This is a genomic window from Asaia siamensis (genome assembly GCF_014635085.1).
GTDB classification, from domain to species: Bacteria; Pseudomonadota; Alphaproteobacteria; order Acetobacterales; family Acetobacteraceae; genus Asaia; species Asaia siamensis.
The window spans coordinates 334,120-353,230 of sequence record NZ_BMCH01000003.1 but is presented as its reverse complement, the minus strand read 5'-3'; the positions used below and the strand labels follow the sequence as shown (position 1 = coordinate 353,230).

At 60.7% G+C, this 19,111-nt stretch carries 21 protein-coding genes; 9 read left to right on the top strand and 12 right to left on the bottom strand.

What is annotated here, in order from left to right; all coding sequences use genetic code 11:
• Window positions 1-55: 55 nt before the first annotated feature.
• Window positions 56-574 carry a GNAT family N-acetyltransferase gene (locus IEV53_RS07465; protein WP_188426146.1) on the top strand — a complete coding sequence of 173 codons (519 nt, stop codon included), beginning with the start codon at window positions 56-58 and terminating at the stop codon, window positions 572-574.
• Here IEV53_RS07465 and IEV53_RS07460 read toward each other — a convergent pair.
• From IEV53_RS07460 to IEV53_RS07450, 3 genes are read right to left on the bottom strand one after another with little or no spacing between them, the layout of a single operon-like run.
• Window positions 571-1,305 (bottom strand): metallophosphoesterase family protein, encoded by a 735-nt coding sequence (locus tag IEV53_RS07460; RefSeq protein WP_188426145.1) that lies wholly within the window; start codon window positions 1,303-1,305, stop codon window positions 571-573. The genes IEV53_RS07465 and IEV53_RS07460 overlap by 4 nt on opposite strands.
• A gap of 55 nt (window positions 1,306-1,360) precedes the next feature.
• Window positions 1,361-1,978 (bottom strand): MlaC/ttg2D family ABC transporter substrate-binding protein, encoded by a 618-nt coding sequence (locus IEV53_RS07455; protein ID WP_188426144.1) that lies wholly within the window; start codon window positions 1,976-1,978, stop codon window positions 1,361-1,363.
• A gap of 12 nt (window positions 1,979-1,990) precedes the next feature.
• Window positions 1,991-2,836, bottom strand: a complete 846-nt coding sequence (locus IEV53_RS07450) for an MlaA family lipoprotein (RefSeq protein ID WP_188426143.1) — start codon at window positions 2,834-2,836, stop codon at window positions 1,991-1,993.
• Between the two features lie 360 nt (window positions 2,837-3,196).
• On the opposite strand from IEV53_RS07450, the gene IEV53_RS07445 reads away from it, so the two are divergent.
• On the top strand, window positions 3,197-4,348 hold the full coding sequence (locus tag IEV53_RS07445; protein ID WP_188426142.1) for an aldose epimerase family protein: 1,152 nt from the start codon (window positions 3,197-3,199) through the stop codon (window positions 4,346-4,348).
• A gap of 37 nt (window positions 4,349-4,385) precedes the next feature.
• Here the strand turns inward: IEV53_RS07445 and IEV53_RS07440 are convergent, their stop codons facing one another.
• The 3 genes from IEV53_RS07440 to IEV53_RS07430 form a co-directional block, all read right to left on the bottom strand.
• Window positions 4,386-5,393, bottom strand: coding sequence for a sulfite exporter TauE/SafE family protein (locus IEV53_RS07440; RefSeq protein ID WP_188426141.1), 1,008 nt, complete (start codon window positions 5,391-5,393; stop codon window positions 4,386-4,388).
• Window positions 5,394-5,512: 119 nt separating this feature from the next.
• The gene (locus tag IEV53_RS07435) at window positions 5,513-6,340 is read right to left on the bottom strand and encodes a TerB family tellurite resistance protein (RefSeq protein WP_188426140.1); all 828 of its coding nucleotides are present in this window, start codon (window positions 6,338-6,340) and stop codon (window positions 5,513-5,515) included.
• A gap of 32 nt (window positions 6,341-6,372) precedes the next feature.
• Window positions 6,373-9,534, bottom strand: coding sequence for a hybrid sensor histidine kinase/response regulator (locus tag IEV53_RS07430; protein WP_229719747.1), 3,162 nt, complete (start codon window positions 9,532-9,534; stop codon window positions 6,373-6,375).
• 299 nt (window positions 9,535-9,833) lie between these two features.
• On the opposite strand from IEV53_RS07430, the gene IEV53_RS07425 reads away from it, so the two are divergent.
• Together IEV53_RS07425 and IEV53_RS07420 are read left to right on the top strand one after the other, a co-directional pair.
• Window positions 9,834-10,265 carry a DUF2778 domain-containing protein gene (locus IEV53_RS07425; protein ID WP_229719746.1) on the top strand — a complete coding sequence of 144 codons (432 nt, stop codon included), beginning with the start codon at window positions 9,834-9,836 and terminating at the stop codon, window positions 10,263-10,265.
• Window positions 10,262-10,516: a hypothetical protein gene (locus IEV53_RS07420; protein ID WP_188426138.1), complete on the top strand. Its 255-nt coding sequence runs from the start codon at window positions 10,262-10,264 to the stop codon at window positions 10,514-10,516. Before IEV53_RS07425 ends, IEV53_RS07420 begins: the two co-directional genes overlap by 4 nt.
• Window positions 10,517-10,589: 73 nt before the next feature.
• Here IEV53_RS07420 and IEV53_RS07415 read toward each other — a convergent pair whose 3' ends face one another.
• From IEV53_RS07415 to IEV53_RS07395, 5 genes are all read right to left on the bottom strand, one after another.
• Entirely contained in the window at window positions 10,590-10,799 is a 210-nt protein-coding gene (locus IEV53_RS07415; protein ID WP_188426137.1) for a ribbon-helix-helix domain-containing protein, read from the bottom strand.
• Window positions 10,792-11,853 (bottom strand): tRNA epoxyqueuosine(34) reductase QueG, encoded by a 1,062-nt coding sequence (gene queG, locus IEV53_RS07410; protein WP_188426136.1) that lies wholly within the window; start codon window positions 11,851-11,853, stop codon window positions 10,792-10,794. The genes IEV53_RS07415 and queG overlap by 8 nt, the downstream gene beginning before the upstream one ends.
• 13 nt (window positions 11,854-11,866) lie before the next feature.
• Window positions 11,867-13,039 (bottom strand): tRNA guanosine(34) transglycosylase Tgt, encoded by a 1,173-nt coding sequence (gene tgt, locus IEV53_RS07405; RefSeq protein WP_188426135.1) that lies wholly within the window; start codon window positions 13,037-13,039, stop codon window positions 11,867-11,869.
• Window positions 13,036-14,073 (bottom strand): tRNA preQ1(34) S-adenosylmethionine ribosyltransferase-isomerase QueA, encoded by a 1,038-nt coding sequence (queA, locus tag IEV53_RS07400; RefSeq protein ID WP_188426134.1) that lies wholly within the window; start codon window positions 14,071-14,073, stop codon window positions 13,036-13,038. The genes tgt and queA overlap by 4 nt, the downstream gene beginning before the upstream one ends.
• 110 nt (window positions 14,074-14,183) lie before the next feature.
• Complete coding sequence (locus IEV53_RS07395) at window positions 14,184-15,173, bottom strand: LysR family transcriptional regulator (RefSeq protein WP_188426133.1); 990 nt, start codon at window positions 15,171-15,173, stop codon at window positions 14,184-14,186.
• A gap of 158 nt (window positions 15,174-15,331) precedes the next feature.
• Here IEV53_RS07395 and IEV53_RS07390 point away from each other — a divergent pair, with 158 nt between their 5' ends.
• From IEV53_RS07390 to IEV53_RS07370, 5 genes are all read left to right on the top strand, one after another.
• Entirely contained in the window at window positions 15,332-15,943 is a 612-nt protein-coding gene (locus IEV53_RS07390) for an FMN-dependent NADH-azoreductase (protein WP_188426132.1), read from the top strand.
• A gap of 67 nt (window positions 15,944-16,010) precedes the next feature.
• Window positions 16,011-16,634: a YceI family protein gene (locus tag IEV53_RS07385; protein WP_188426131.1), complete on the top strand. Its 624-nt coding sequence runs from the start codon at window positions 16,011-16,013 to the stop codon at window positions 16,632-16,634.
• Between the two features lie 26 nt (window positions 16,635-16,660).
• Window positions 16,661-17,248: a cytochrome b gene (locus IEV53_RS07380; protein ID WP_188426130.1), complete on the top strand. Its 588-nt coding sequence runs from the start codon at window positions 16,661-16,663 to the stop codon at window positions 17,246-17,248.
• Window position 17,249: 1 nt separating this feature from the next.
• Window positions 17,250-17,825, top strand: a complete 576-nt coding sequence (locus IEV53_RS07375) for a YceI family protein (RefSeq protein ID WP_229719745.1) — start codon at window positions 17,250-17,252, stop codon at window positions 17,823-17,825.
• A gap of 85 nt (window positions 17,826-17,910) precedes the next feature.
• Window positions 17,911-18,135 carry a hypothetical protein gene (locus tag IEV53_RS07370; RefSeq protein ID WP_188426129.1) on the top strand — a complete coding sequence of 75 codons (225 nt, stop codon included), beginning with the start codon at window positions 17,911-17,913 and terminating at the stop codon, window positions 18,133-18,135.
• Between the two features lie 40 nt (window positions 18,136-18,175).
• Here the strand turns inward: IEV53_RS07370 and IEV53_RS07365 are convergent, their stop codons facing one another.
• Window positions 18,176-18,568 (bottom strand): VOC family protein, encoded by a 393-nt coding sequence (locus IEV53_RS07365; RefSeq protein ID WP_188426128.1) that lies wholly within the window; start codon window positions 18,566-18,568, stop codon window positions 18,176-18,178.
• Window positions 18,569-19,111 lie beyond the last annotated feature (543 nt).

Here is a 19,111-nt window from a genome sequence, read left to right as displayed (position 1 = left end):
CGGAGTGGCGTTTCTCTGACATCTCTTCTCCTGATGTCATGTCTGGAGCCGGGTCGTGACGCTTGGTCGTCAGATCCGCACCCAGCGTCTCGTCCTGCAGCCGGTCAACTGGCGCGACATGCAGGACATGATCCGCCTCAAGACCAATGGCGCCTCTTTCGGCCGTATGCTGGGCGGGGTGCGCTCCCTTCAGCAGGTCGAGGATGAAATGGCCGATGACCTCGCTTTCTGGGCAAAGCGGGGGATAGGTATTTTTACTATTCGTGAAAATGACCGCTTTGTTGGGATCACGGGGCTCCATGAGCGCCCCGATGGTCGCGGACTCGGTCTGCGCTTCGCGCTCGTGCCCGAGGCTGCAGGGCGCGGTATTGCCCGTGAGGCGGCTGGAGCCGCACTGCGCTTTGCACTCGATGCCGGAATCGAGCGCGTGGTGGGGGTGACCCGTGAGGACAACATGCCCTCTCGTATCGTTCTGGGCAGTATCGGTATGCATCATGTCGAGAGCTTCGAGCGCGACGGCTATCTGATGCTTGTCTATGAAATCACGCAGGACAGGCGCGTCGCCCCGTCCTAGAGGCGCCCCGTACGCAGTGCCCTGGCCCAGTCTGACCGGCCATTTCTTTCTGCAATCTGAGCTGCCTGCTCCCAGTCATAGGCGACTGTATGGAAGCTGGCAGCCCAGCTGCCATCTACGCCGTTGAGCCGCGCGTAACGTGCATGCGGAGAGGCATTACTGATCTGATGAGGGAATGGTTCGTTATCCTCATAGGCAGGTAGGCCAACGCTGCCGGGATTGAGTGCCAGTCTCCCTCCTCCGAATGCCACCGTGCGCTGGATATGGGTATGACCGCACAGGATGAGGCGGGCGTCCGTGCCCTCGGCGCGGGTAACGATTTCTGCCTGCGTGGCGGGACGCAGGCCTTCAGCCGAGACAGTTTCAAGGAAATAGGCGGTGTCGCTGGTGGGGGGGCCATGAACGAGAAGGATATCGTTCTCCAGCCGAAGCGTTGCCGGGAGCCTTGTCATCCAGTCGAAATGATGAGGGGCGAGGGCCCGACAGGTAAAGCGGTCGGACTCCCCCATCTCATGAAATGATTGCGAGAGAAGCTGCCGCTCGTGATTGCCGGCAATGGCAGTCGGGGCGAGGGAGATCAGCCTTTCGGCTGTTTCGAAGGGCAGAAGCGGACCGGAGAAATGATCGCCCAGAATGACCAGCTGGTCGACGCCGTGCCGGGCGCAATCTGCCAGGACGGCATCAAGTGCCGTGAGATTGCCGTGTATGTCCGCAAGGACGGCTATTTTCATTAAGCAGGTCTTTTCGTCGGGAGCGTCACAACTCCCGACGAAAAAGGATGTGTCGTCAGTGACGATGCGAGAGCTGACGCTCCAGCGCGCTGATGAGTGTCGCGACATTGCCGCCATTGCGGGCAAGGTAGGAGCTGTAATCCTGACGCTGGGTCAGACGTAGGCTTGTGCCTTCACCAATCATGTCGACAATCTTCATCCCGCCGTCCTTGGCGATCAGAAGACCCATATCCGCCGTGGGCTGGCCGGGGCGCATGATCTGTGCGCTGACAAGCTCGCCATTGGGCGTGTTGGTGGCGCCGGTCACGCGAAAGCTGACGCCCTTGTAGTCGCCAATCTTGTCGGTCACCGCATTGACCAGAACCTGATGGAACAGCTTCAGATATTCAGCCTGCTGCTCAGGCGTTGCCGAACGCCAGTAGCGACCAAGGCAGAATTTGCCGATCGTGGCGATGTCGACATTGTCCTGAAGCAGCGGCAGCACTTCCTGACGCTTTTCGCTGAGGGATTTGTCGCTGTTGATGATGCCAACCAGCTTGCCACCGAAAGCAGTGACAAAGCCCTGGGCATCTTCAGCATGAGCAGCTGTGCTCAGCGCAGCAACGGAGACAAGAGCCGTGGTCATCAGCCCAAGGGCTGTACGGCGGGAAAAGGAAAGGCAGGTTTTGAGCATGTCGGGAGGTCCTTAATTGTACCAGTCCGGCACGGTCGCCCGGTGGTCATTACGTATGGCGTCAACCTGGCTTTGACGGTTCTGCTGCCAGGCGCTTCGGATGAACGCGTAGGGATCGAGCGAATCCTGCTCGACCTGGTCGATCTCGTCAATATGAGAGGAGAAGCCGCCCAGAACGCCCGCGATATTATAGGCCCAGTTGAAGGTCAGCAGGCCATAGCCGCGCGGCACATAGTTGATGGGGGAAAGCCCCTGTGCAATCGCATAACCGCCTGCATCGCGCAGGGTGTTCGGACCAAGGCCGGGCAGGAACATGTAAGGCCCGCTCGGCACGCCCCAGGTGGCCAGCGTCAGGCCTGGGTCGCTGTCATGATGCGGATAGCCGAGTGACGTTGCCACATCGATGAACCCGGCAGCGCCAAGGGTCATGTTGATGATGTAGCGCATGAAATCGTCACCGGCGCGGCGGGGCTTGCCTGCGCCGACATCGCTGAAGAAGACCGTAGGCATGTACCAGGTCTGGTTCAGGTTATCGATCGAGTTGCGGATCGGCTTGGGAATGGCCCAGGCCCAGGCCTTGCCGACCGGACGCAGCGCATGATGATAGGCCCACATCTGGACATTATACATCTTGCGATTGACCGGTTCGTACGGATCGTTGGCTTCCTTGTAGTCCGCGAGCGCCTCGGGGTCCTTCGGCGGCGGGTTGCGCCAGCTTGCACAGGCGCTCAGGGAAAGCAGAGCGGTCAGACCGACAAGAAGACGGCCGCCCTTGCGCTGTCCACGCCGTTGCGTCCGGCTCTCGACGGCAGATCCGGTTTCAGGCCGGTTATCGGAATCACCTAGCGGTGCGGTCATCGCAGTCCCCAAGTCGTGTCAGCGCGCCTGGCGGCGCCAGAAGTCGCGCACAAGCCCACGATCGTTTTGTTGCAGGCTGCAGAACAGCCCCGGTCTCACTCACTCAAAAGCGTAACCAGAGACGCAGCGTGACGTCTTCCCCCTCGCTGGGGGAGTGGCCGACGCTGTCTCCCGGGAGACGCAGCATTGTCGTTTTCTAACATGATGTCCGCCAGACGCCAGACTGTAGATAAAAACTCACGCTGCCAGCATAGCGTTTGAGCGGGGCCAGGGTTGGGGAAGATGGATTTTATGTAGTTTGACACAGATCATTTCCCTGACCAGTGTGGCGTCAAATCAACAGATGGAAGCACCTTGTCCATGAGAGCAATTGTTAAGAGCGCCGTTTGTCTGGCGGCGCTTGCCGGTATGGCTGATGGTGCGGCGCAGGCAGCGCCCGCTGTAACGGTCCAGCCCTGGGGCAAGACCCCTGCCGGGCAGGACGTGAAAATCGTCACCCTGACCAATGACCATGCCATGACCGTGCGGGTCATCACCTATGGCGGCATCATCCAGTCCGTCGAGGCACCCGATCGTGCCGGTCATGTTCAGGATCTGGTTCTGGGCTTTGGTACGCTTGATGGCTACACAAAGGACTCGGCTGAAGGCGGGCTGTTTTTCGGCGCCATGATCGGCCGTTATGCCAATCGTCTCGCCCATGGCACCTTCACCATTGATGGCAAGAGCTACCATACCGATCTGACCGATCCGCCGAATGCCCTGCATGGCGGCAAGATCGGCTTTGACAAGCATGTCTGGACGCTGGTTGGAACCAGGAAGACGGAAAAAGGGGTTTCGGTCACACTGCGTCTGGTCAGCCCGAATGGCGATCAGGGGTTCCCGGGCAAGCTGACGACCGATATCACCTATACGCTTGACGAGAACAACGCGCTGAGCCTGCATTATCAGGCGACGACAGATGCGCCGACTGTGCTCAACCTGACCAATCACAGCTACTGGAACCTCAATGACGAGGGTTCGGGCACCATCGAGAACGAGATCCTGCAGGTGAACGCCGAGCGTTACACGCCGACAGATCCGACCTCGATCCCGACGGGTGAGCTGGCTCTTGTCGAAGGCACGCCGCTCGATTTCCGCAAGCCGACGCGTATTGGTGACCGTCTGCGCAGCGATTTCGCCCAGATGGTCTATGCGCGTGGTTACGACCATAACTGGGTCGTCGATGGCTCCTATGGCAAGGCCGCGCGTTCGGCTGTGACGGTCTACGACCCTGCCTCAGGCCGCACGCTAGAGGTTTCGACAAACCAGCCCGGTGTTCAGGTTTACACCTCGAACTCCCTGACGGGAAAATATGCGGGCATCTCGCATCGTACCTACCGTCAGACGGATGCGCTGGCCATCGAGGCCGAGCACTATCCTGACAGCCCGAACCATCCGTCCTTCCCGACGACGGAACTGCGTCCGGGTCAGAAGTTCGACTATACGACCATCTTCAAGCTCGGTACGCGCTGAGCTGGTTTCTGCCCACCCGCTCAGGGTGGGCAGGCCACTAGGCCTCCCGGTGTTTGTGCCGGTGGCCATGCTCGGGCCCGAAGGCCCGATGCGTGACAAACACGCTGCGATCGGCTGCGAGATGCAGTACGGTCAGATGCTCGCTTCTCACCCCGGTATCAGGGTCGATCGAGGCAGCGACGCGATGCTTTACTTCAATCTCGAGCGGATGTTCGATCTCCAGCGCCAGACGATGGCTGCGCCAAGTCATGGCAAGCTCCGTCTCACCATGAAACTGCCCATAATGCAGCGACATGGCGTCTCTCTGTACGATCTGTCTGGACGCTGAGACGAGCATGAACACTCCGGCAAGGGCGGCAGCGGCATGGCCGATGCGGCAGAACTGGGCGTGGGTGAGGAGGGGAAGGACCAGTCTGGTGACCTTGAGCGCAGCAACTGCCGACGCGCCGACGCAAAGCCCGGCGATGAGAACCGAGCGGTTGAAGAGGCCAAACTGTGCGTAGAGTATCAGTTTGAGGGCGTGAAGCAGCACCTCATTGGCCGCACGTGTTGCAATGATGGCTTCCTTCTGCAGGCCGAGTTTCTGATAGAACCGGTTGAACAAGAGGCCCGTCGCGCCGGTAAAGCCTGAAATGAAACCAGCGGCAAAACCGATAGCCGGAAGGCGCTTCCAGGCGCCCTCATCAAGCGCAATCGGGGCGGCGGGACGGAGCAGAAGCACCACATTGCCGCTCAGAAACAGGCCCAGAAGCAATTCAAGATAGACCGGGGGCATGAGCCGCAGGCAGAACACGCCAAGCGCCGCGCCGGGCAGAGCCGCGGGAAGGAAAAAGAGCACGACGCGCCTGTCTATGGCGCGCCGGAAGGTCGCAATCCTGCCGACAGTGCTGCACATCGTGCCGATGGAAAGCGCAGCCGGTATTTGAGGCGCTGCCAGTATCAGGCCCAGAACCGGCATGATGACCAGACCCGCGCCACCGCCCGCGACCGAGGAAATGGTGAAAGCAGCGCAGGACAGGCAGAACAGCAGCAGAAAAACCAGCATGACCGGTGCATCCCGTATCGACCGCCCGGCTTCGGGCAGGAAAGGAGGAGGGCTGGCCAGCAGTCTACATGAGAACAATTCTCATATAGATATCAAATCATGTCAGTTTGTCGCAGCTCTCAGAGCTTGCGGTCGCGCTTGATACGGTCCCAGGCGGCGTTGATTCGGGCCACGCGGTCAGCGGCCTTGGCCATCGCTTCGGGGCTGAGATTTTTCTGTCCCAGCACGTCCGGATGATGCTCCCTGATCAGCACGCGCCAGCGTGTCCGAACTTCCTGATCGCTTGCAGAGCGTGCCAGACCAAGCTCGATATAGGCGTCGTTTTCATTGCTCGCCGAGCCGGAGCGCCCCGTCTCTGCACGGTCCCATGCGCCGGGGGGCAGGCCGAAGGCAGCGTGCACCTTCCTCAGGAAAGCGGTTTCCGCAGGGTGGAGTGCCGCACCGGGGGGCAGGTCAGCCCGTGCGATGACGAACAGGGCCATGAGCAGGTTTTCGAGCGGTGCGCGATCCTTGGCAAAGCCTTTGCCCAGTTCACGCGCATACATCTCGAAATCATCTGTGCGGTCGCGTGCCCGATCGAAGAGCATACCCACTTCGCGGCTGTTATCGGCAGGAAACTGGAAGAGCGATTTGAAGGTCGAGATTTCGGCCTTGTTCACCGGGCCGTCGATCTTGGCCATCTTGGCGCAAAGGGCGACCAAACCGATGGCATAAAGCTGATCTGTCTTGCCAAGCAGGGTCGACATCTTGGCGGCCGCCATGAAGGCCGCACCGTTGGGGTCGGGCTGCCCCTTGGTGCGCCAGTGTTCGTGCCAGCCCCCTGCGGGTGTTTCAAGCAGCGACCCGCGATCGGCCGCATGACCGAGTGCTGCCCCCATGAGAGCGCCCATCGGTCCGCCTACAGCGAAACCGGCCACGCCGCCGAACATCTTGCCCCAGAATGCCATGGCCTATCGGTAGCATGACGCGCGGCAGAAGTTCAAACGGTTGCCGGTCGGTCCGGTGTGGCCAGCGACGTCTCGCTCTTCTCAGGCTCGGCAGCAAGGCGCGGCAGGCTTCGCGCAATGGCTGCACGCATCTGGGCGAGGTCGTAGGGTTTGGGCAGTATCTCGACCGAGCTATCTCCCTGTATCGCGTGGCTGTCGCCTGTGGCGAACACCACCCCGATATCGGGTTTCAGGCTGCGCGCCTGTTCTGCCAGATCCTTGCCTGAGAGGCCGGGCAGGTTCACGTCAGTGAGCAGCACATCCACAGGCATGGTCTGAAGCACAATCAGGGCTTCATCATAATCTGCGGCCTCGACTGTCAAATATCCCGACTCCTTCAGCATTTCCGATGTGGCCTGACGGATCAGCCGATCATCTTCCACCAGCAGAATCGTCATGCACAGCGATTGTGACGGGGGTGTCGAGACCGTTACGTTATTGACGGGCGGCATTACGGCGGTGTGGGTGATCGACGCGGCGGATTGCTGGCGCTGCTGGCGGTTGGCGAGCACGTGCCGGAACTTCCGGGCGAGCGCGTCGCGCGTATAGGGCTTTGAAAGCAGCTCGACCCCGGCATCGAGCCGGCCACCATGCACGATTGAATTTTCGGTGTAGCCGGAGGTGAACAGGACCGCGATATCGGGCAGGCGTTCCTTGGCGCGGCGCGCAAGTTCGGGGCTTTTCAGCGTGCCGGGCATCACCACGTCTGTGAACAGAATGTCGATAGGCATGCCGCTTTCGATCACGACAAGCGCATTGGCAGCGTCTGTGGCCTTGAGTACCTGATAGCCGAGATCTGACAGCATCTCGACCACGATCGCACGCACTTCGTCATCGTCTTCCACCACGAGCACTGTTTCGGTCCCGCCGGTGACGGGGGCCATGTTCAGATCGATCTCCACATCCTCGGCATCCATGGCGCGGGGCAGGTAGAGCTTGATGGTCGTACCCTCACCGGGTTCCGAGTAGATATTGATATGGCCGTTCGACTGTTTGACGAAGCCGTAGACCATCGACAGGCCAAGCCCCGATCCCTTGCCCTCGGCCTTGGTCGAGAAGAAGGGCTCGAAGACTTTCGAGAGGATTTCCGGGGTCATGCCCATGCCGGTATCCGAAACGGCAAGCAGGACATACTGACCGGCTTTCACGTCGTCATGCTGACGCACATAGGCATCGTCGAGCTGGGCATTGCCGAGTTCGATCGTGAGTTTGCCGTGACCGTCCATGGCATCGCGCGCGTTGATGGCGAGATTGAGCAGGGCATTCTCGATCTGGGCCGGATCGATGAAGGTGTTCCACAGCCCCGCTGAAACGATGGTTTCGATCTCGATCCCTTCGCCTATGGCACGGCGCAGCATGTCATCCATGCCGCGTACGAAGCGCGTGACATTGACGATCTTGGGCTCAAGCGCCTGGCGGCGCCCGAAGGCGAGCAGCTGGCTGGCGAGACGCGAGCCGCGCTGCACGCCCCCCATGGCGCTGGCGACATGGCGCTCGGCACGGGCATTGCCTGCCACATCCTTGCCCAGCAATTGCAGATTGCCGCTGATGACCTGAAGCAGATTGTTGAAGTCATGGGCGACGCCGCCTGTGAGTTTGCCGATCGACTCCATTTTCTGCGCCTGAGCCAGACGTGTTTCGGCAGCGCGTCTCTCAGTGATCTCTTCGATCACACGGTTTTCGAGCGTCTCGTTGAGCGCGCGAAGCTGTTCCTCTGCACGCTGGCGATGGCGCACCTGACGGGCCAGATCATCGGCGCGCTCGCGCAGGGCAGCCTCGGCAGCGCGCTGATGGGTGATGTCGGTATGCACCCCCACCCACTCGGTGATCTCGTTCTTTTCATTCAGGATCGGCAGCGCCCGAATGGCAAAATTGCGCCAGGCGCCATCACGGCTCAGAACGCGATGTTCATGCACAAACATGCTGCGCGCCCTCACAGAGGCGTTCCATGCGACAACAGTGGCGGCGGCATCGTCAGGGTGGACAGCATTGGCCCAGCCGAAACCCTGATATTCCTCGTAGGTCTGTCCCGTCAGTGCCGCCCAGCCGGGCTGCTCGCCAGTCATGCGGCCATCAGCGCTATTGGTCCAGAGCACACCATGAACCGCCTGCATGGCAGTGCGAAAACGCAGGTCGCTCGCTGCAACCTCGGCGATACGCCGTGCCCGGTCTTCAATATCGATGCCAAGAATATGCACGCCATGCACCAGGCCGTCATCATCGATATGCGGCACATAGCGGAACTCTGTATGTCGCTCCGTACCGTCAGGCTGCGGCTGAAGCGTTTCAGCCGTGATCGATCGACCCGAGAGTGCGGCTTCGAGATCGGAGCGCCGGTCTTCATAGACGCGTGCGCCCAGCACCTCAGTGACGGGGCGGTTGACGATGCGCTCCAGCGGCAGGCCAAGCCAGGTTTCATAAGCGGCATTGGCAAAGCGATAGACATGCGCCTGATCGACATAGGAGACGAGCATGGGCGTCGCGTCAGTGACGCGTCGCAATTCGGATTCGCTTGAGGCAAGGCGCGTCTCGGCATGGACGCGCTCGGTGTTGTTGACAATCGTGCAGAGCACGCCCCCGGGCGTCTCACCCGTTTCATAGACAGGGGTGAAGTAGAAATCGAGGATCAGCGTCTCGACCTGATCCTTGCGGTTGAGCCTGACCTTTCGGTTGAGAAAACTGGCAGCTTCTCCGCGCAGCCCCGATTCGAGAACGGGTCTCGTCCAGTCATTGAGTTCAGGGAAAGCCTTGTCGAGCGAGGTGCCAAGCGCGCAGGGATGGCGGTCGGCAGCAATGACACTGAAGGCATCATTATAGAACAGGATCTGCTCCGGCCCCCAAAGCAGCATCTTGGCCACCGGGGAATTGACGACATTGGTTATCGTCGCTCTCAGCGGATCAGACCATATGCGCGTCGGGCCAACGGCATGCTGTGTCCAGTCGAGCCCGCGTATCAGCGCCCCGCATTGCCCCCCGGCAGGAGGAAAGGCGATCCCCTCCCGCTTTGCCGAAAGAGCCATTTTCTCACGCAGCAGGGTCAGTCCGGCTTCGATCATGGCGCGCTCACTCGCAAAGCTGCCACGCGTGATCTCGGCGTCGATGAAGGCTTCGAGGCTGTCAGGAGAAGTGGCAGTGCCAGATGGGCAAGACGTCATGGATCGATGAAGCCCCAGCGTCACAGAGGTGAGCAATATGATGTTGTCGTTAAATATCGACAACAATCGTCATTGGCTAGGGGTTCGCTCACGATCAGGTGAGAGGCGGCCCGAAGCCCCGGAAAAACCTTGTGATGTGACTGACAAAAGCGCGAACGAAGCCGAGTGGCAATGGTTTTTCAGCCGGCGAAATGCAAACAGGACAGGAGTACTGCAGTATGCTCTTCTGTTCTCTCTGTTGAAGGCGAAATCGTTTGCCCGTGCATTGCGTATTCTACCTCAATGAGAAAGATTTCTCGGTGCTTACCTGCGCGGGGTTCGGCTCGTTTCCCGCTTATTCCGGATCTGGCACTCTGACCAACCGCGCTGCGGCGACCAGCAACCGGAACAATGGCCCGCTCCCGCTGGGGCTTTACCATATTCTCGATCGGCAGTGCGGTGGCCGACTGGGTATCGTCAGGGATCATATCGGTGATTTATTCGCGGGCACCAATCGTCAGGACTGGTTCGCCCTTTATCGGGATGATGACGTCATAGACGACCAGACATCGATAGACGGCATCAGGCGAGGGGCTTTCAGGCTGCACCCGGTCGGGTTCTGGGGGATCAGCAAGGGATGCATCACGCTACCGGATGCCCACGATTTCTACCGCCTGCGTGAATTTCTGCTCGCCCAACCTATTGCCTATCTGAATGGCATGCGTTGCTACGGGACGCTGGAAGTCAAATGAAAGCGCTCATTACCCTGTCCGTCGCTCTTCTGGTCTATCTCGCTCTGGGCAACGCGACCCATCATTATTTCGCCTGGTCGGGGCGGACATGGAAGATGCTGTCCCCCGTCTTTTCTCTCAATGACGCTCTCGGTCTGGGCCTGAGTCAGGCCAGCATCATCATGGCGACCATGATGCTGGTCAGCATCGTTCTGGCCTATGTCATCGTGACAGGGGTCGGCGCATTGATAGGCCGCCGCCGCAAGGGATGACTGGTTTGCTGCGCAGTAGGCAGGACGCGCAAGTCTGACGGTACAAGGCGCAGGACGCGTTATCGGATCACATTCACCTGCTGCGCTGAAAAACCAGACAGGCCACCCGTAATGCCGAGGCGAGCGGGCGTTCCGGTGGGCGGGTTGCGTCGATGCTGGCGATCAGGGAGGCCAGAGAATTCTCTGCGCTCATTTCTTCCAGCACGGCCCAGAATTCAGGCTCGAGGGCGATGCTGGTGCGATGGCGTGACAGGGTGAAGCTGCGTTTGACGAGATCACTCATTCGATGCGGCTTCCTGTAATTCGGTTTGCGCCCATGCGGCAGCGTCCGCGACAATCGGGCTTTCGTCCTGCGTCAGATGCGCGACCAGAGGCAGATGCGCGCGATTGCCGGAATTGCCGAGCGCAATCAGCACATTGCGTACAAAGCGATTGCGCCCGATGCGCTTGATAGGTGAGCCGGAAAAAAAGCTGCGGAATCCGGCATCGTCCAGCCGGGCCAGATCATCCAGTCTGGGGGCCATCAGATCGGCACGGGGCTGGAGCTTCATGTGGCGCGAGGTCGCAGCAAACCGGTTCCACGGACAGGCATTGAGGCAGTCATCGCAGCCATAGATGCGATTGCCCATGGCCTTGCGAAATTCGACCGGTATCGGCCCGTCATGCTCGATGGTGAGATAGGCAATGCAGCGCCGCGCATCGAGCGCATAGGGGCGCGGAAAGGCATCGGTAGGGCAGGCTGTCAGGCAGCGTGTGCAGCTGCCGCATGACCCGGCGCGGGGCGGCGATGGGGTGAGTTCAAGCGTGGTGTAGATTTCGCCCAGAAGCAGCCAGGAGCCATGAATGCGTGAGACGACATTGGTGTGCTTGCCTTGCCAGCCAAGCTGGGCCTGTTCGGCCAGGGGCTTTTCCATGACCGGCGCGGTGTCGACAAACACCTTTACCTGCGTGTCGTCGCCGCCAACATCCTGACGCACCACGAATTGCGCCAGATGCTTGAGCATGCCTTTGAGCACGTCATGATAATCGCGATGGCGGGCATAGACCGAGATCGTGCCCGTATCGGGCTGGTCGAGCGTTTCGGCAGGATCGGCCTCAGGCGCGTAGGAAAGCCCGAGTGAAATCACGCTGCGGACTTCAGGCCAGAGGGCCTTGGGGTCGCCGCGTTGTTCGATGCGCTGCTCCATCCAGCTCATCGTGCCGTGCCGCCCGTCTTCCACGAACTGGCGCAGCCGCGTGCGGGCTTCTTCGGGCAGGGAGGCGTCGCAAAAGCCGATCGCATCGAAACCGAGATGCCGCGCATGGTCGGCAATGCGGTCTTCGATGCTCTTGCTCATGGGGAGAGAGGCGTCATGGGACGGGCGGCCAGTCCGGCTGGGGGAACTCGTCCTGTGTCCAGTCTCCGGCAGCCCAGTCGGCGCGCAGGGCAAGCGCTTTCTGCGGCAGGGTGCCGTCGACAATGGCAACCCTTATCTGGCGCATCAGCCGCTGGTAATAAGCCAGATTATGCCATGTCAGCAGCATCGGCCCCAGAATTTCATTGGCACGGAAGAGATGATGCAGATAGGCGCGGCTATGGCGTGAGCAGGCCAGACAATCGCAATCGGGGCTGATCGGACGGTTGTCTTCTGCATGGCGCGCATTGCGCATATTGAGCGTGCCGCGCTCGGTATAGGCGCGTGCCGTGCGGCCTGCGCGCGTGGGCATGACGCAATCGAACATATCGACGCCACGCTCGACACCGCCCAGCAAATCATCGGGGGTGCCCACGCCCATCAGATAGCGCGCATGGTCCTGCGGCAGGAGCGGGGTGGTGAAATCGAGCGTCGAGAACATCAGCTCCTGACCTTCGCCCACCGCCAGACCGCCAATGGCATAGCCTTCAAAGCCGATATCGGTCAGGGCCTTCGCTGAGCGGGCACGCAGATCGCGTTCCGTGCCACCCTGCACAATGCCGAACTGGCCATAGCCGGGGCGCTGCACAAAGGCCTCGCGCGAGCGCGCTGCCCAGCGCATGGACAATTCCATGGAGGATTCGAGACGCTCCGGCGTGGCGGGCAGGGCAGGACATTCATCGAAGCACATGGTGATGGTGGCATCGAGCGCGTGCTGGATGTCGGTGCTGCTTTCCGGCGTCAGGCGATGCTTCGAGCCATCGATATGCGAGTTGAACGTCACCCCGTCCTGATCGAGCTTGCGCAGCGCGCCGAGCGACATGACCTGAAAACCACCTGAATCGGTCAGGATCGGGCCGGACCAGTCCATCATGCGATGCAGGCCGCCCATCCTGCGCACGCGCTCGGCGCCGGGGCGCAGCATGAGGTGGTAGGTATTGCCCAGAATGATACCCGCACCCGTCGAGCGCACGGCATCCATGGTCATGGCCTTGACCGTGCCGACCGTGCCGACCGGCATGAACGTAGGCGTCGGGATCGTGCCATGGGCGGTATGCAGATGGCCCGCACGCGCCTGACCGCAACAGGCCTCGGCCTTCCACTGCATTTTCGTGGCGGATTCGGTCATGGGGCGCGGTCCAGCAAGCAGGCATCTCCGTAGGAATAAAAGCGAAAGCCCTCGGCAATCGCATGGCGATAGGCGTCGCGCATGGTCTCGGTTCCGGCCAGCGCACAGACGAGCATGAACAGGGTCGAGCGCGGCAGGTGGAAATTGGTCATCAGCCTGTCGACCGCACGGAAACGATAGCCCGGCTTGATGAAAATCGAGGTCTCACCTTCCCAGGGGTGAACGATGCCGTGCTCGTCTGCGGCGCTTTCAAGCAGGCGCAGGCTGGTTGTGCCTACGGCCACGATTTTCCGGCCACTGGCGCGGGTGTCATTGATGAGCTGTGCCGTCCGGGCGTCGATGCGGCCCCATTCGGCATGCATCTTGTGGCTGGCAATCTCGTCACGCACAGGCAGAAAGGTGCCAGCTCCCACATGCAGGGTGAGGGTGTGACGCTTCACACCGCGCGCATCGAGCGCTGCCAGCAGATCGGGGGTGAAATGCAGCCCCGCTGTCGGAGCGGCGACGGCGCCCTTGTGGCGCTCGAAAATCGTGGCGTAGTCGCTGTCATCCTGCATGGTTGGGCCGGTAGGACGATCGATATAGGGCGGCAGGGCCAGCACACCGGCCCGTTTGAGGAAGTCGTCAAACGCCTCGCCCTCGGCAGAGAAGCGCATCGAGATCGCGCCATCGCCCTCATTCTCGACCACCTCGGCGGTCACCGGGTCCGTGCCGAAATGCAGCGTGTCGCCCGGCTTCAGCTTGCGGGCGTTTTTCGCGAGCGCATGCCAGCTGCCGTCGCTCAGGATACGATCGAGCGTGATGCCGATTTTCGCCTCGCCCCGCCTTGCTGCGAGCTGGGCACGGATGACTGCCGTGTCATTGGCAATCAGCAGATCGCCGGGTTCGAGCAGACCGGGCAGGTCGCTGATGCGCGTTTCGGCCAGCTTCTGACCGGCAGCAACGCGCAACAGACGGGCGCTGTCACGCGGGCGGGCGGGTTCCAGAGCGATATTCTCGCGCGGAAGATCGAAATCGAAATCGGATATCTGCATGGGCGGCTTCGTTTAGGCCAGATCGGTCGGAAAATGCCAGCGCAAATCAGGAAAAACCGGGTTCTCCGTTCTGACCCGCAGTGTTCGCCCTGCAATGACAGTTGCGGGGATCAGATCGCGAGGGTCGTGGCTTGCTCCTCGTTCATGCCTTGTCCCGCCGCGTTGCTGGCGCTCCTGCCTTCTTCAGCTTCACGCGCAGCCTGTCTTCTGGGGCAGAGCTTGAGATGGTCTATCAGCCAGCGCCCCGCAGGGCCGGGGGGTTCAGCTGTCGAATAGACCACGCTCATGGGCATGTTCGCCCCGCCCGGCGAGATCCCGTCAATGGTCAGTTCGACCAGTCTGCCAGCCTCCAGATCATCGGCAACGCTATGGACCGGCATGCCGCCCCAGCCGAGCCCGCCAAGAAGAAAATGATGCTTGGCGTAGAGATCGGCGAGGCGCCAGGTGAAGGGAGAAAGCACCCCGCGTTCGCGTCCCGCCGACAGATCGGTGCGGTCGGTCAGCACGAGCTGCACATGCCGCGCGAGTTCGTCACGCGGGATCGGGCCGTTATGGCGGGCGAGAGGATGCTCGGCAGAGGCCACCATCATAAAACGTATATCGCCCAGGGTTTCGGTCGAGCAGGACGGCGGTACGTCCGGCAGGGGCCCCGCAATCGCGATCTGGGCGCGCCCGTCGAGAACAGGCTGAAAGACGCCGCCAAGAGCCTCGACGAACAGGCGCAGCGGCGTATGGGGAAAAGTCTCACGAAAGCCGCGCGCCACGCGGGTCATGCGGTCCATGGGGAAGAACACATCGACCACGACCGACAGCTCGGGTTCGATACCCGATGACATGCCATAGGCACGCGCCTTCATATGATCGACATTCATGACAATGCCGCGTGCATCGGCCAGCAGGGTTTCACCGGCCTTGGTCAGCTGCGGATAGCGACCGATACGGTCGAAAAGCTGAACGCCGATCTGTGATTCGAGGGTTGCGATCATTTCGCTGATGGCGGGCTGCGAACGCCTGAAGCGTCGTGCAGCCGCAGAGAAGCTGCCCTCGTCGGCAGCGGCTATGAATACGCGCAGCTGGTCGAGAGAGATCCTGTCGAGCATGGAGCCTTCACCTATCGTGTAAAGCGATACTATCCATCGGAATATATTGACTGTCGAGATGGGTCACGATGTGGGACGGTAACAAAGACCAGCGGACCGGTATGTTTTTCCTTTCATGCCGGACCGCTTCATCCGACACGACATAAGGCGAAGCTCTCATGAAGATCCTTCATCTCGATTCGAGCATTCTGGGTGATAATTCGGCCAGCCGCACACTTTCGGCAGAGACGATTGCCCATCTGAAGGCCGCTCATCCCGAGGCCGAAATCACCTATCACGACCTGGCTGCCCAGCCGATCCCCGAGCTTGGCTCAGGACATATCGCGGCGCGCTTTGGCGGTGAGGTGACCGATGAGACGCTTCAGGCCGATCTGGCCCGTGGCAACGCGCATATCGACGAGCTGCTCGCAGCCGATATCGTGGTGATTGGCGTGCCGATGTACAATTTCACGGTCCCTGCCCAGCTCAAGAACTGGATCGACCGGATTATGGTGGCGGGCAAGACCTTCAGCTACAGCGAAAAAGGGCCGGTCGGCCTGCTGCCCGAGGGCAAGAAGGCCATTCTGATCTCGACGCGCGGCGGCCAGTACAGTGCAGGTCATCCGGCAGCCTCGATGGATCATCAGGAGCCCTATCTCGCTGCCGTTCTCGCCTTTGTCGGGCTGAAGGATGTCACCTGGATCCGCGCCGAAGGCCTGAGCCGCGGCGGTGATTCCCGCGAGACGGCCATGAGCGCTGCCCGCGCTGAAATTGCCGCGCTCGCTCTCTGATTCTTTCCCGGGAGTCTTCTCTCGGGCCGACCCCGATCCAGTCTTTTTTAGCCAACAGGATTTGTTCATGCACAAGACCCTTCTCGCCAGCGCCGCCCTCATCACCGCCCTAGCCGCTGCCGGCACGCCGCGGGCGCACGCCCAGCAGGGCGGATCGCCCGACCCGAAGGCCGTTCAGGCGGGTAGCTATGCAGTCGAGCCCTATCACACCCAGATCAGCTTCTCGTTGCTCCATATGGGGTTCAGCGATTTCTCGGGTTTCTTCTCACAGGCCTCGGGTACGCTGACCCTTGATCCGGCGCATATCGATGCCACGAAGCTCGATATCACCCTGCCGATCAACTCGGTCCAGACCACGGTGGCAAAGCTCGATGGCGAGCTCAAGAGCGCTGACTGGTTCGATGCCGACAAATTCCCGACCGCTCATTTCGTCTCGACCAAGGTGGTCAAGACCGGCGCGAAAACTGCCAATATTACGGGCGATCTGACCCTTCATGGCGTAACTCATCCGGTCACGATCAAGGCCCGCCTGATCGGGAGCGGCATCAACCCGCTCGACAAGAAGGAAACGGTCGGTTTCGAGGGCAATGCCGTCATCATGCGCTCGGCTTTCGGCGTGAGCCGTTATGTGCCGCTGGTGGGCGACAGTGTCACCCTGCATATCGCAGGTGCGTTCGAGCGCCAGTCCTGATCTGACTCTCAGGTGGATGACGGGACATGTCGCTAGCGACACAACGTTATGGCGCCGTGGCCATGATCCTGCACTGGATCATGGCCCTTGGCATCCTGGCTCTTCTCGCCATCGGGCTGATCATGGTTCATGGGTCACTCGATCCGGGCACCATGTTCCGCCTGTTCCAGCTGCACAAATCGATCGGCATCACGATCTTGCTTGCGGCGCTGCTGCGGCTGATCTGGCGCCTTCTGCACCGACCGCCTGGCTTGCCTGCCAGCATGGCGCAGCATGAGATCCGGCTGGCGAAACTGGGCCATTTCCTGCTTTACGGTGAAATGTTCTTTTTGCCGCTGACGGGCTGGGCGCTGGTCTCGAGTTCGGTCTTTGCCATACCGACTGTGCTGTTCGGTCTGATTCCGTGGCCCGATCTTCCCTATCTGCCCCATCTCGCGGACAAGCGCCCGGTCGAGGCTGTGTTCACCACGCTTCATGCTTACGGCGCCTATTTTCTGATGGCGGTGCTCGCGCTGCATATTCTGGCGGTACTGCGCCATCATTTCATTCTGCGCGACGCCGTGCTGATGCGGATGCTGCCCTCATGGCGTCGAACCAGACACGAGGACCTCTGATATGATGTCTGTTCTCAAGCCCTTCGTGCCCGTGCTTCTGCTGTGCGGTGGTATTGCCTGTCAGGCTACTGCGCAGGCAGCGAGCTGGCAGGTGGAAAAGGACCATAGCCAGCTCGGCTTTGCCGGCACCCAGACGGGCTCGGCTTTCAAGGGCGTTTTCACGCGCTACGAACCGACGATCATTCTCGATCCGGCTGCGCCGGAAAAGGCGCATTTCGAACTGACAATCGATCTCGCCAGCGCGAAGACTGGCGACACGCAGCGCGATACGGCTCTGCCGGGGAGCGATTGGTTCGATATCGCGCATTTTCCAAAGGCGCATTTCGTTTCCACGAGCGTCCGTCAGATTTCGGGTGACCATTATGAGGCTGTTGGCACGCTGACATTGCGCGATCTCAGCCATCCGGTGACGCTCGATTTCACGCTGCATATCGATGGGAGCAAAGCTCATGCCCAGGGGCAGGCTGCCTTTTCACGCGCCCTGTTCGGTGTGGGGCAGGGGCCATGGGCTTCGGGGCAGTGGGTCGGTCTGCCTGTGACAGTCACCTTCGACTTTGTTGCCGATCAGGCACCGTAAGCGGTTTTGCCCCGCGCATTCCGGGGGGTGAAGTGACGGGCGGAATGGATTAGACAGAAAGAACAAACGTCACAGGAGATCCGCCATGTCTTATGCAGCACTCGATGCCGCCCGCGTCGCCAAGGCCGCCAAATCTGCCCTGACTGCTCTTGGTCAGGTCAAGGAACAGTCCGAGACCCATGTGCGCAAGACTGTCATGGTCGAGCGCATCGAGGCCCTCGCCTCAGCAGCGGCAGAAACCTCGCTGCCGGGCGGCGGTCTGGTCACGCTGACATCCGAAGAGTTCTGGCTCATCAGCAAGAACTGGTAAGCACGACTATCGAAAGGCGGGGTATGCCCCGCCTTTCAGCCTATCCCTGATAGGAAGCGATCTCGATCAGGTTCTGGTCAGGGTCGTGAATATAGACCGAGGTGATCGGCCCCAGCGCGCCGATACGGATAACCGGCCCCTCGATCACGGCAACGCCGCATTTCTCGAGATGACGCTGGATATTTTCTGAGTCGATGGCCGTGGTAAAGCACAGATCGCTTACACCGGGGGCAGCGCGCTCGGCTGTGGTCCAGCCCTCGGACTCGACGGGGCGAAGATTGATCTTCTGGCCGCCAAAGCTCAGCGAGACACGGTTGTTGCGGCCATATTCCTCGATTTCCATGCCCAGAACGCGCTGATACCAGTTGGCGGAGAGCGCACGGTCACGAACCGTGAGAACGATATGGTCGAGGCGATCGACGGTAAAACGCATGCGGGCCGAACCTTCGCTGACAGGGGCGCATCAAACAGAAGCGGATCAAGCACTATCAGGGTTGCGCCCTGCCTGACTAGGGTCTGTCGGTTCCGGAAGCGATCTGCGGCGGACGCAATGCGAGTCACCAAGGGGAGGGAAGACGTGGTTTTTTGCTGTCGTGTTTCGACAGCGCGCCATTTTCTGAGACTTGCCCGGAGCTTGGCATCGAGATCTCAGTGGCATCAGGCCCATTCGGGGGACGAGCGCAGTTTCGTGGTGCACCTGCAGGGCAAGCGGGTCGACCCCTCTATCCCGGAAGTCTGCCCAGACGCCTCGCTTCGTCTGAAGGATGGATAGGCGGGTAGCGCCCACCTGGTGATCAGGCTTTCCAGAAGGAACGCACCACGTTGCGCGCTGTTGGTAACACCAGACAATGGCCACTACTGCTCAACGCACAGCCCGAGCCGATGTTTTACCTTCCGTGCGTCTCGCATCAAGCAGCGCTTTCTGCGTCCTCTATCCCCAATCAGATACCACACCCTGCATCCTGTTCATCGCAAG